Raw genomic sequence first — 12014 nt, forward strand, 5'->3', positions numbered from 1 at the left:
TGCGAATGGTTCTCATATTCATCAGTAAGAGAGTTGGATTTCGAGGTACGCGATGATTCGCCGTGGGTTCCTTGCCGCACTTGCCCTGACATGCAGCCTGCCGCTCGCGGCCTGGGCCGAGGCGCCGCTGCGTGTGGTGGCAACCACTGGCATGATCGCCGATGCCGCCCGCCAGGTCGGCGGCGATCTGGTCGAGGTCACCGGCTTGATGGGGCCGGGCATCGACCCGCATGCCTATCGCCAGACCCGCAGCGATATCGTGGCCATGACCCGGGCTGATCTGGTGTTGAGGCATGGGCTCTACCTCGAAGCGCAGATGGAAAGCTTCTTTCACGATCTGGGCCGTAAGCGTCAGGTGGTTGCGGTGGCCGAGGGGATCGAGCCGTCGCGCCTGCGCGCCCATGACGACTATGCCGACAAATTCGACCCGCATGTCTGGATGACTCCGGAACTGTGGCGCGAGGTGGTCGCCGAGGTCGCGCGTGCCCTGACCGAGACCCGCCCCGAGGCCGCCGAGACATTTGCCGCCAATGCCGCCCGCCATATCACCGATCTGGACCGGTTGTCGGGTTATGCCGAAACGGTTCTGGCCACGGTGCCCGAGGGTAACCGGGTGCTGGTCACCGCGCATGACGCATTCGGCTATTTCGGGCAGGCCTATGGTTTCGAGGTTCTGGGCGTTCAGGGCATCTCGACCCAGTCCGAGGCGGGGCTGAACCGGATCGCGGAACTGGTCGATACGCTGGTGTCGCGCAAGATCACGGCGGTCTTTGTCGAAAGCTCGGTCTCGGACCGATCGGTCCGGGCCCTGATCGAAGGCGCCGCGGCGCAGGGGCATCAGGTAAAGGTGGGGGGCGAGCTTTTCTCTGATGCGATGGGGCCTGACGGCTCTTACGAGGGGACCTATCTGGGCATGCTTGATCACAACATCACCACGATCGCCGCCGCGCTGGGCGGACAGGTGCCGCCCCGTGGCATGGATGGCAAATTGTCGGCAGGGCTCTGAGCGATGATCGAACTGGCGGCGCGTGAAGGCAGGCGACTCGAGAATGACGCCATCGGCGACAGCCCGCTGGGGGTGCGTGGGCTGACCGTGTCTTATGGGCAGAAACCGGCGGTGTTCTCGGTGGATATGACGGTGCAGCCGGGCGCGATGACGGCGATAATCGGGCCGAACGGGGCGGGTAAATCCACCCTGCTCAAGGCGGCGCTGGGCATCGTCAAGCCGCTGTCGGGGCAGGTCACCGTGTTTGGCCGCCCGCTCGAGGAACAGCGCGCCCGCATCGCCTATGTGCCGCAGCGCGCCAGTGTCGACTGGGATTTCCCGACCCGGGTGATTGATGTTGTTCTGATGGGGCTTTATCGCGAGCTTGGCCTGCTGGGCCGCCTGCGCGCCCGGCACAAGGCGCGGGCGCTCGATTGCCTCGCCCGTGTCGGCATGCGCGATTTCGCCGACCGGCAGATCGGCCAATTGTCGGGAGGCCAGCAACAGCGGGTGTTCCTGGCCCGCGCCCTGGCGCAAGAGGCCGATCTCTATCTGCTGGACGAACCCTTTGCCGGGGTCGATGCAGCGACGGAAAAGGCGATTATCGCGGTTCTCAAGGCGTTGAAACAGGTCGGCCGCACCGTGGTCGTGGTGCATCACGATCTGGCCACGGTGACCGACTATTTCGACAACGTGTTCCTGATCAACACCCGCCGCGTGGCCGAAGGGCCGGTGATCGAGACCTTTACCGCCGATAATCTGCAGGCGGCCTATGGCGGGCGACTGGCAACGGCGCAGGTCGACCAGTTGGCGCGCGTGCTGGGCTGATCCGATGCTGCGCGACGCGCTTTTGCTGCAATTGGGCTATAACGCCACGCTTGTCGCGGTTGGCGCGACGCTGTTGGGTATATCCGCCGGAGCGACCGGCACGTTCCTTTTCCTGCGCAAGCGGGCGCTGGTCAGCGACGCGATCAGCCATGCGACCCTGCCGGGCATCTGTCTGGCCTTTCTGTTGATGGTGGCACTGGGTGGCGATGGGCGCAACCTGCCCGGCCTCTTGGCCGGTTCCGCACTGTCGGCCTGGGTGGGGCTTTTGTGCCTCAACTGGCTGACCCGCAGCACAAGGCTGGCCGAGGACGCGGCGATCGGTGCGGTGCTGTCGGTGTTCTTCGGCTTCGGCATTGTCCTGCTGACCGTGATCCAGACGTTGGGGGCCGGGCGTCAGGCCGGGCTGGAGGGGTTCCTGCTGGGATCGACCGCAGGAATGCTGTGGAACGATGCGCTTGTGATCGCGCTCGGCGGGGCGGGGGCGCTGGCGCTGATCCTGCTGATCCGCCGTCCGATGACACTGGTCGCCTTCGATCCCGAATATGCCGCCGCGCGCGGGGTGCCCGTGCATCGGATCGATCTGGCGATGATGGGGCTGGTGATGGCGGTTACCGTGGTCGGGCTGAAGATCGTTGGCCTCATCCTGATCGTGGCGCTCTTGATCATCCCGCCGGTTACCGCACGGTTCTGGACCGAGCGGTCGGATCGCGTGGTGCTGCTGAGTGGCTTGACCGGGGGGCTCGCCGGGTATCTTGGCGCCGCGATCTCGGCCTCGGCCCCCAACCTGCCCACCGGGCCGATCATCGTGCTGGTGTCCTTTGCCTTTTTCGCCTTGTCGCTGCTGGTGGCGCCGGGGCGCGGCGTGCTGGCGGCGTTCCTGCGCCATACGCAATTCCAGCGCCGGGTGCATCTGAGGCAAGGGCTGCTGGCGCTGGCACAAGGGCAACGGATTTACGAGCCACTGACATTGCGACTTTTGCGTCAGGCAGAACTGGTGCGCGCGGACGGGGTCGCAACCGATATTGGCCGGGCACGCGCCGCCAAAGCGCTACGGGACGAGAAGCGATGGGAAATCGTGCGCGCCGATCAGACGCAAGAAGCCGCCGCCGCCCTCTATGACGGGTTGCGCGATATCGAAACCGTGCTCACCCACGACCAGATTGCCGAGATTGACCGCCGCATCGGCAGCCCCCAGGAGGTCCCGGCATGAACGGTTCCGAATTTGTCCCGCTGTCACTGACACCGCTGTTGATCGGCGTTCTGGCAGCCGTGGCCTGTGCGCTGCCCGGCAACTTCCTGGTGCTGCGCCGGCAGGCGCTGATCGGCGATGCCATCAGCCATGTGGTGTTGCCGGGGATCGTGGTTGCGTTCCTCCTGACCGGCGTCATCGCCGCATGGCCGATGATGCTGGGCGCCGCCGGGGCTGCCGTTGTCGCGGTGGTTCTGATTGAGGCGATCCGTCGTCTGGGCCGGATCGAGCCGGGCGCGGCGATGGGTGTCGTCTTTACCACCATGTTTGCTGCCGGCGTGCTGCTCTTGGAGCAGACCGACACCTCGACCGTGCATCTGGATGTGGAACACGCGCTTTATGGCAATCTGGAAAGCCTGATCTGGCTTGATGCCACCGGCTGGGCCTCGCTGGTTGATCCGGTGGCTTTGGCCGGGTTGCCGGTGGAACTGCCGCGTATCCTGGTCACGCTGGCAGGGGTGTCCGGGTTCATCTGGCTGTTCTGGCGGCCCCTGAAGCTGTCGACCTTCGACGAGGGGTTTGCCCGCACTCTTGGTATTCGCACCGGCCATTTGGGCCTTGCACTGGTCATCGTCGCTGCGGTGGCCGCGGTTGCGGCCTTTGACGCGGTCGGCTCGATCATCGTCATCGCGATGTTCATCTGTCCACCCGCCGCCGCACGGATGATGACCAACACGCTTGAAGGGCAGGTTGGCTGGAGCGTCGTCTTCGCCATCCTCTCGGCGGTGCTGGGTTATGTGTTGGCGGGCTATGGCCCGCTGTGGCTGGGCGCGCAAGACGCGGTCAGCGCTGCGGGGATGATCGCCACGATGTCGGGCCTCATCCTGGCACTCGCCGCCCGGTTTGGTCCCTGCCGCAGTCGGACCGGAGCGCCCGTTCAGTCTTGACTGGGCGGGAATTCGCCGGGGTCTGGTGCTGGTGCTGGCTTATCGGCGCCCAACTTGCGGCTCTGCGAACCTCCGTCTTGGCAGTGCGGTCTGATAGTGCTGAGGTGAAAGGGCCGGATAGAATCCGGTGCCGACCACCACTCACCCGCCGCCCGGTTTTCGCGGCAGACCAACCCGCGCCGCACATGTGTCGAGGGGAGGGAGACCGGGCGGTGAATGCGATCAAACCGGTGGCAGAATCGCCGGGCCTCATGCTAGGTCTAGGGGTATGGCATCGACAGACCCCAATATCATCCCCACTCAGCCGGAAATCCGCCAGCTGGACGAAACCGCGATCAACCGGATCGCGGCGGGCGAAGTGGTGGAGCGTCCGGCCTCGGCGGTCAAGGAACTGGTCGAGAACGCGATTGATGCCGGGGCGACGCGAGTTTCCATCGACCTGGCGGATGGCGGCAAAACGCTGATCCGGGTCACCGATGACGGTTGCGGGATGACACCCGATCAGTTGCCATTGGCATTGGCGCGTCATGCGACGTCCAAGATCGACGGGTCGGACCTGCTCAACATCCACACTTTCGGGTTCCGGGGTGAGGCGCTGCCCTCGCTGGGCTCGGTCGGGCGGCTGACCATCACCAGCCGCGCCCTGGGCGCCGAGGCGGCCAGTATCCGGGTCTCAGGTGGCCGGGTCGATCCGGTGAAACCCGCCGCCCTGCGCGCGGGCACGGTGGTGGAACTGCGCGATCTCTTCTTCGCCACGCCTGCGCGGCTCAAATTCATGCGCACCGACCGGGCCGAGGCGCAGGCGGTCACCGATACGGTCAAGCGGTTGGCCATGGCCGAACCCTCGGTCTCCTTCACCCTGCGCGATGTCTCCGAGGGCGGCGAGGGGCGGTTGGTGTTCCGCGCGGATGCGGAAACCGGCGACCTGTTCGACGCGCTGCGCGACCGGCTGGGCCGCGTCATGGGGCGTGAGTTCACCGACAACGCCTTGCGGATCGACACGATGCGCGAGGGGCTGCGGCTCTATGGCTATGCGGCGCTGCCCACCTATTCGCGCGGTGCGGCGGTGGCGCAGTATCTTTTCGTCAACGGGCGCCCGGTGCGGGACAAGATGCTGACCGGGGCGCTGCGGGCGGCCTATTTCGACTTTCTCAGTCGCGATCGGCACCCGGCGGCTGCCCTGTTCATCGACTGCGATCCGACGCTGGTCGACGTGAACGTGCACCCGGCGAAATCCGAGGTGCGGTTTCGCGATCCCGGTGTGGCGCGCGGGCTGATCGTTTCGGCCCTGCGGCACGCACTGGCTGAGGCGGGTCACCGCGCCTCGACCACCGTGGCCGGGGCGACGCTGGGGGCGATGCGGCCCGAGCAAAGTGGCGCGCGCATCTATCAGATGGACCGGCCCTCACCCGCCGCACGCATGGCCTCCTATCAGGCGCAGGCGCCCGGATTTGCCGAACTCTCCACCAGCTATAGCGGCCGCATGGTCGAGCCGGAACCGGGCGAGGACGCCCGCAGGGCGGAGGAGCCAGCCGCCGAAACCCCGCCCGAAGCCCTGCCGCTGGGCGCGGCGCGCGGGCAGGTGCACGAAAACTACATCATCGCCCAGACCGCCGATGGCATGGTCATCGTCGACCAGCACGCCGCCCATGAACGGCTGGTTTATGAAAAGCTCAAGCGTCAGATGGCCGAGAACGGCGTTGCGGCGCAGGCGCTGCTGATCCCCGAGATCGTGGAACTCTCCAACGCAGATTGCGCGCGTCTGCTTGATCTCTCCGACGATCTGGCGCGTCTTGGCCTGACGATCGAGCCCTTTGGCGGCAGTGCCGTCGCGGTGCGCGAGACTCCGGCGATCCTGGGGCCGGTGGATGCGGGCGCGATGCTCCGCGATATCCTCGACGAACTGGCCGATCAGGGCGAAAGCGCCACGCTGCAGGCCCGGATCGAGGCGATCCTGAGCCGGGTCGCCTGTCACGGTTCGATCCGCTCGGGCCGCCGGATGCGGGGCGAAGAGATGAATGCGCTCTTGCGCGAAATGGAGGCGACGCCCCATTCCGGCCAATGCAACCACGGGCGCCCCACCTATGTGGAACTGAAACTCAGCGATATCGAGCGGTTGTTCGGACGCAGTTGATCCGGGTGGCGATCCCGGATAGGAGTTGAAAACAAAACAAGAACAGGCAGGCGAACCATGATTCAGATCGGCGATCAGAGCTATTCCATGCAGGACCCCATCATGATGGCGGTACTGGGCGGCGGCGCTGTATTGCTGCTGATCCTGCTGATGCTGTTTCTGTCCCTGCGTGCCGCCAACCGCTCGGCCCGGACGACAGAGCCGATGGCGCAGCAACTCGCCTTTCTGGGCCAGAACGTGCAGCAGCTGAGCATGGGGCAGGAACAGTTGCGGGGCGGGCTGGCGCATGTCTCGGACGCGCAGGCCAACGCGCAGGTACAGATGATCCAGACGGTCGAGGCGCGGTTGTCCGCTGTGCAGCAGCATATGAACGACCGGCTGGCCGACAACGCCATGCGCGCGCAGCGGGCCTTGGCCGAGATGCAGGAAAAGATGAGCACCACCCTGCATGGCAGTTCGAAACAGACCGCGACCTCGCTGACGCAATTGCAGGAACGGCTGGCCGCCATCGACAAGGCACAGGACAATATCACCAAGCTGTCGGGCGATGTTCTGTCGCTTCAGGACATCCTGTCCAACAAGCAGACGCGCGGCGCGTTTGGCGAAATCCAGCTCAACGATATCGTGTCCAAGGCGCTGCCCAGTGACAGCTACTCCTTGCAACATACCCTGTCGAACGGGCGGCGGGCCGATTGCCTGATCCATCTGCCCAATCCGCCCGGCCCGATCGTGATTGACAGCAAGTTTCCGCTGGAGGCCTATGAGGCACTGCGCCGGGCCGAGACGCCTCCGCAACTGGCCGAGGCCGCGCGCCAGATGAAAACCGCCGTGCGGGCGCATATCAAGGCGATCTCGGAGCGATACATCATCGAGGGCGAAACCGCCGATGGCGCCCTGCTGTTCCTGCCGTCCGAGGCGGTCTATGCCGAGTTGCACGCCAATTTTCCCGATATTGTGCGCGAAGGCTTCGCCGCGCGGGTCTGGATCGTGTCGCCCACCACCTGCATGGCCACGCTCAACACCATGCGCGCCATCCTCAAGGACGCGCGGATGCGCGAACAGGCCGGCGCCATCCGCAAGGAGTTGAGCCTGCTGCACAAGGATGTGGAACGGCTGGGCGACCGGGTCGAGAACCTGGACCGCCATTTCGGACAAGCGGCCAAGGATATCTCGGAGATCAAGATCAGCGCCGACAAGGCCGGGCGGCGGGCGCAACGGCTGGACAATTTCGATTTCGAAGAACTGGCCCCCGATCCGGTGCCCAATGTGGTACCCTTGGGCAAGCAGGAGCGCTAATGTCCAGTTTCACGGATTTTTGTCCAACATAACGAATTCCCCTATTTCGGAATCGTATCCGTTATGATAGACATTGCGCCAAATCGGAGGTCGCAATGTCCCAATCCTTTCTGTCCCATCTCACCGACACGCTTGCCCAGATCGAGGCCGAGGGGCTTTACAAGCGCGAGCGGCTGATTACCTCGCCCCAAGGGGGCGAAATCACCGTTGGTGACCGGCAGGTGATCAACCTGTGTGCCAACAACTATCTGGGTCTGGCCGATCATCCGGCGCTGATCGCCGCCGCGCGTGACGCGCTGGAGCCCAAAGGGTTCGGCATGGCCTCGGTCCGCTTTATCTGTGGCACGCAGGATATTCACCGCGAACTGGAGCAGCGGCTGGCGCGGTTCCTGAACAAGGATGACGCGATCCTGTTCGCTGCCTGTTTCGACGCCAATGGCGGGCTGTTCGAACCGCTTCTGGGGTCTGAGGACGCGATTGTTTCGGACGCGCTCAACCATGCCTCGATCATCGACGGGATCCGGCTTTGCAAGGCGAAACGCTATCGCTATGCCAACAGCGACATGGGTGATCTGGAGGCGCAGCTGAAACAGGCCCGGGCCGATGGGGCGCGGCATGTGATGATTGCCACCGATGGCGTTTTCTCGATGGATGGCTATCTGGCCAACCTGCCCGAGATCACCCGGTTGGCGCAGCAATATGATGCGGTGGTGATGGTCGATGATTGTCACGCCACCGGGTTCATGGGGCCGCATGGCGCGGGTACGCCCGACCATTTTGGGCTGGACGTGGATATCCTGACCGGCACATTGGGCAAGGCGCTGGGCGGGGCCATCGGCGGTTATATCGCCGGGCCGCAGCCGGTCATCGACCTGCTGCGTCAGCGGGCGCGGCCCTATCTGTTCTCGAACTCGCTGCCGCCCGCCATCGTGATGGCCGGGATTGAGGCGATCCGGCTGGTCGAGGAGGGCGCTGATCTGCGCGCGCGGCTGTTCGACAACGCCCGTTATTGGCGGGCCGGGTTGACCGACCTCGGCTTTGACCTTTTGCCCGGCGAGCATCCGATCATCCCGGTGATGCTGGGCGAGGCCAAGCTGGCGCAGGACATGGCGGCGCGGCTCTTTGACGAGGGCGTCTATGTCTCGGGCTTCTTCTTTCCGGTGGTGCCGCGCGGGCAGGCGCGTATCCGCACCCAGATGAATGCCGCCCTGACACGAGAGGAACTGGACCGCGCGCTGGCCGCATTTGCCACCGCAGGCAAGGCACTGGGAGTGATCTGATGCGACCCAATACAATGAAAGCACTGGAGAAATCCAAACCTGAAGAGGGGCTGTGGATGGTTCAGGCGCCGGTTCCCGAGATCGGCCCCGATGATGTGCTGATCAGGATCAACAAGACCGGTATCTGCGGCACCGATATCCATATCTGGAACTGGGACGAATGGGCCGCGCACACGGTGCCGGTGCCAATGATCACCGGTCATGAATTCGCCGGCGAGATCGTCGAACTGGGCCGCGATGTGACCGGCCTCAGTATCGGTCAGCGGGTCTCGGGCGAGGGGCACCTGATCGGCACCGATAGCCGTCAGAGCCGGGCGGGCAAGTTCCACCTGGACCCGGGCACGCGCGGGATCGGCGTCAACGTGCAGGGGGCTTTTGCGCAATATCTGCGTCTGCCAGCCTTTAACGTGGTACCGCTGCCCGACGATATCCCCGACGAGATCGGCGCCATCCTCGACCCGCTGGGCAACGCGGTGCACACGGCGCTGAGCTTCGACCTGTTGGGCGAGGATGTGCTGATCACCGGCGCGGGCCCCATCGGTATCATGGCGGCGGCGGTGGCCAAGCATGCGGGCGCTCGCCATGTGGTGATCACCGATATCAATGCGGATCGGCTGAAACTGGCGCAGCATGTGGTGCCCAAGGCGCGCACGGTGGACGTGACACGCGAAGAGCTGGCTGATGTGAAGCACGAACTGGGCCTGAAACAGGGGTTCGATGTCGGGCTGGAAATGTCGGGATCGCAAGCGGCGCTTGACCAGATGGTCGAGGCATTGGTGATGGGCGGCAAGATTGCCTTGCTTGGCATTCCGCCGGGCAAGTCGCCGGTGGACTGGTCGCGCATCGTGTTCAAGGCGATCACCATCAAGGGCGTCTATGGGCGCGAGATGTTCGAGACCTGGTACAAGATGATCGCGATGTTGCAGAACGGTCTGGACGTCAGCCGGGTGATCACCCACCGCTTTGGCGTCGATGAATTCCGCGAGGGCTTTGCGGCCATGAAATCGGGCCTCAGCGGCAAGGTGGTGCTGGACTGGACCTGAGGGATGGGGGCGCTGCCCCCGCCGCCCTGCGGGCGACTCCCCCGAGGTATTTCGGAACAGAAGATGGTGGGGGCTCAGGCCCGAGGGGCGAGCAGCTGGCGGCCGGTTTCGGTCAGCAGCCAGCATTGGTTGTTTTCGAACACCGCGGCGGCGAGCGGACGGCCATAACCGGCGCCTGCATCCAGATTGACGCGATTGCCGTGATGCTCGGCCCGTTTGCCGGGCGTGTGGCCATGTACCACCAGCCAGGGATGCGGGCGCGGATCATCCAGGAATACTTGGCGAATCCAGATCAGATCATTTTCCACCTGACGTTCAAGCGGCAGGCCGGGACGGATACCGGCGTGCACGAAGAGCAGCGCACCCTCCTGATGGTAGTTGGGTAACCCGGCAAGAAAGTTCCGGTGTTCGGCGGGCACTGCCGCGCGCGCCTGGGCATGAACCTGATAGGTGCGAACGCCTTCGGGCACCGGGACGCCGTACGAAGCGAGGGTTTCGACGCCGCCGATGCGATCGTGCAGCCAGTGATACCCGATCAGCAGCCGGTCATCCTGGGCGGGATGGTCGCGCAGGAACATTTCGAACATGCGGTCGTGATTGCCCTTGAGCGTGATCCAGTCGCGCCCCTGCGCCTGTCCCGCGATCAACCGGTCCAGCACCGCGCGACTGTCCGGCCCCCGGTCGGCATAATCGCCCAGAAAGACAATGCGGGCATCAGGGCCGCCATCGGCCTCGATCCGGGCCAGAGCGGTTTCCAGTTGCTCTGCCTGACCGTGTATGTCGCCGACCGCGTATATGGGGGTGCTCATGTCGCCTGCTCCGCTGTATGCTGGCCCGGTTCTGCCGCAGCCCCACATCCGATGGAAGGGATCGTGTCGAGCTCGGCCATCAGCATGGCAATCTGGTCACGCAGCCAGCGATGGGCCGGCGCGCTGCTGGCGCGTTTGTGCCAGACGAGAATGATTTCGACCGGGCCAACCGGGATGGGCGGATGATAGAGCGACAGGCCAAGGCGTGGCGCGACGCTTTCGGCCAGTTGATGCGGGATGAGGGCGATCAGGTCGCTTTGCGACACGGCGTTCAGCACACCGGAAAACACTGGCAACGTCATGCTGACCTGCCGCGCGCGGCCAATCCGGGCGAGGGCGGCGTCGCCGAGCCCGCGCAATTTGCCCTCGGGTGAGAACAGCGCGTGCTGGAGACCGCAGAAGAGATCGAGCGGCAGGACCTCGCCCGGGGCGTGCCCCGCCTTGGCGATCTCCGGATGGTCGGCGCGTGCGACGGTAAGGAAATGCGAGCCGTGCAAGCGCTGCTGTTCGACCCAGTCGGGCGTTTCAGTCGCGGGCAGGATCGCCATGTCGACCCCGGACTCGCCAACCGACTGGACATAATTGTCCGGCACCAGATCGACGAGCTGCACGCGCATGCCCGGCGCCAGGCGGGACAGGTGGCGGGCCAGCCGGGGCATCAGCAGCTCGGCATAGAAATCGCTGCCCGACAGGGTCAGGCAGTCGGTCGAGGCTCCGGGGTCGAAATCGGGCTGCCCCGCCAGCATGGATTCGGTCTGTTCCAGAAGCGATCGCAGCTGCGCTTGCAGGCTGGTGGCGTAATCGCTGGGAACCAACTGCCGTCCCTGACGGATGAAGAGCGGATCACCCAGTGCATGCCGTAACCGCGCAAGCGCGGCCGAGACCGCCGGCTGTGACAGGGCGAGCCTCTGACCTGCCAGCGTGGTGGATCGGGTGGCAAGCAGCGCATCGAGAACACGCAAAAGGTTCAGATCGAAGGTTTTGAAATTCATCAAACTGATAGATATCATAATATCTATTGATTTCACATATTTTTATGATGTCCTCACACTTGACACAGGTGGCGATACGGCCACGAACAGGGAGAGGAAAGAAACATGAACGGTGTGGCGAGAGCGTTTTTACTGGTGGCGATTCTGGCGGGCTTGTGCGGCATGGTCTGGGGTATCCAGATGTCGGCCAGCCACGATCACACACTGTCGCCGGCGCATGGGCATTTGAACCTGCTGGGCTGGGTCAGCTGCTCGATCTTTGCATTCTACTATCATCTTGTGCCGGACGCCGCCGAGAACCCGCTGGCGCGGGTGCATTTCGGCCTTGTGGTTGCGGCGGTGATCCTGTTGGCGCCCGGCGTGGCACTGGCCATTCAGGGCAAGACCGAGCTTCTGGCCAAGCTCGGCTCGGTTATCATGCTGGTTTCCATGCTGCTGTTCGGATGGATCGTGTTGAAAGCGCCAAGGCGCGTGGCTGCAAGGGCCTGAACGCGAAAACGCCGCCTTGCGA

At 64.5% G+C, this 12014-nt stretch carries 11 protein-coding genes; 9 read left to right on the forward strand and 2 right to left on the reverse strand.

Features of this window, described 5'->3' with window-relative positions:
- Positions 1–52: 52 nt before the first annotated feature.
- From AC2FNY_RS11990 to tdh, 8 genes are all read left to right on the forward strand, one after another.
- A complete protein-coding gene (locus AC2FNY_RS11990; protein WP_496802587.1) occupies positions 53–1006 on the forward strand; it encodes a metal ABC transporter solute-binding protein, Zn/Mn family in 954 nt (317 codons plus the stop codon).
- Positions 1007–1009: 3 nt separating this feature from the next.
- Positions 1010–1813 (forward strand): metal ABC transporter ATP-binding protein, encoded by an 804-nt coding sequence (locus AC2FNY_RS11995; protein ID WP_496802588.1) that lies wholly within the window; start codon positions 1010–1012, stop codon positions 1811–1813.
- Positions 1814–1817: 4 nt separating this feature from the next.
- Positions 1818–3023, forward strand: a complete 1206-nt coding sequence (locus AC2FNY_RS12000; protein WP_234138548.1) for a metal ABC transporter permease — start codon at positions 1818–1820, stop codon at positions 3021–3023.
- On the forward strand, positions 3020–3949 hold the full coding sequence (locus AC2FNY_RS12005) for a metal ABC transporter permease (RefSeq protein ID WP_496802589.1): 930 nt from the start codon (positions 3020–3022) through the stop codon (positions 3947–3949). The genes AC2FNY_RS12000 and AC2FNY_RS12005 overlap by 4 nt, the downstream gene beginning before the upstream one ends.
- A 268-nt stretch (positions 3950–4217) precedes the next feature.
- Positions 4218–6083 (forward strand): DNA mismatch repair endonuclease MutL, encoded by a 1866-nt coding sequence (mutL, locus tag AC2FNY_RS12010; RefSeq protein ID WP_496802590.1) that lies wholly within the window; start codon positions 4218–4220, stop codon positions 6081–6083.
- 57 nt (positions 6084–6140) lie between these two features.
- On the forward strand, positions 6141–7379 hold the full coding sequence (locus tag AC2FNY_RS12015) for a DNA recombination protein RmuC (protein ID WP_496802591.1): 1239 nt from the start codon (positions 6141–6143) through the stop codon (positions 7377–7379).
- 95 nt (positions 7380–7474) lie between these two features.
- Positions 7475–8659 carry a glycine C-acetyltransferase gene (locus tag AC2FNY_RS12020; protein ID WP_496802592.1) on the forward strand — a complete coding sequence of 395 codons (1185 nt, stop codon included), beginning with the start codon at positions 7475–7477 and terminating at the stop codon, positions 8657–8659.
- Between the two features lie 14 nt (positions 8660–8673).
- Positions 8674–9702 (forward strand): L-threonine 3-dehydrogenase, encoded by a 1029-nt coding sequence (gene tdh / locus AC2FNY_RS12025; protein ID WP_234138809.1) that lies wholly within the window; start codon positions 8674–8676, stop codon positions 9700–9702.
- 74 nt (positions 9703–9776) lie between these two features.
- Here the strand turns inward: tdh and AC2FNY_RS12030 are convergent, their stop codons facing one another.
- Entirely contained in the window at positions 9777–10511 is a 735-nt protein-coding gene (locus AC2FNY_RS12030; RefSeq protein ID WP_238904594.1) for a metallophosphoesterase family protein, read from the reverse strand.
- On the reverse strand, positions 10508–11503 hold the full coding sequence (locus tag AC2FNY_RS12035; protein ID WP_496802593.1) for a LysR family transcriptional regulator: 996 nt from the start codon (positions 11501–11503) through the stop codon (positions 10508–10510). The genes AC2FNY_RS12030 and AC2FNY_RS12035 overlap by 4 nt, the downstream gene beginning before the upstream one ends.
- A gap of 105 nt (positions 11504–11608) precedes the next feature.
- On the opposite strand from AC2FNY_RS12035, the gene AC2FNY_RS12040 reads away from it, so the two are divergent.
- Entirely contained in the window at positions 11609–11992 is a 384-nt protein-coding gene (locus AC2FNY_RS12040) for a heme-copper oxidase family protein (RefSeq protein ID WP_234138574.1), read from the forward strand.
- The last annotated feature ends 22 nt before the right edge of the window (positions 11993–12014 follow it).

Source organism: Ruegeria sp. BHSC223 (assembly GCF_059613025.1).

Coding starts and splice junctions, on each gene's coding strand:
- AC2FNY_RS11990 (WP_496802587.1), top strand. CDS start 53: ATGATTCGCCGTGGGTTCCTTGCCGCACTTGCCCTGACATGCAGCCTG.
- AC2FNY_RS11995 (WP_496802588.1), top strand. CDS start 1,010: ATGATCGAACTGGCGGCGCGTGAAGGCAGGCGACTCGAGAATGACGCC.
- AC2FNY_RS12000 (WP_234138548.1), top strand. CDS start 1,818: ATGCTGCGCGACGCGCTTTTGCTGCAATTGGGCTATAACGCCACGCTT.
- AC2FNY_RS12005 (WP_496802589.1), top strand. CDS start 3,020: ATGAACGGTTCCGAATTTGTCCCGCTGTCACTGACACCGCTGTTGATC.
- mutL (WP_496802590.1), top strand. CDS start 4,218: ATGGCATCGACAGACCCCAATATCATCCCCACTCAGCCGGAAATCCGC.
- AC2FNY_RS12015 (WP_496802591.1), top strand. CDS start 6,141: ATGATTCAGATCGGCGATCAGAGCTATTCCATGCAGGACCCCATCATG.
- AC2FNY_RS12020 (WP_496802592.1), top strand. CDS start 7,475: ATGTCCCAATCCTTTCTGTCCCATCTCACCGACACGCTTGCCCAGATC.
- tdh (WP_234138809.1), top strand. CDS start 8,674: ATGAAAGCACTGGAGAAATCCAAACCTGAAGAGGGGCTGTGGATGGTT.
- AC2FNY_RS12030 (WP_238904594.1), bottom strand. CDS start 10,511: ATGAGCACCCCCATATACGCGGTCGGCGACATACACGGTCAGGCAGAG.
- AC2FNY_RS12035 (WP_496802593.1), bottom strand. CDS start 11,503: ATGAATTTCAAAACCTTCGATCTGAACCTTTTGCGTGTTCTCGATGCG.
- AC2FNY_RS12040 (WP_234138574.1), top strand. CDS start 11,609: ATGAACGGTGTGGCGAGAGCGTTTTTACTGGTGGCGATTCTGGCGGGC.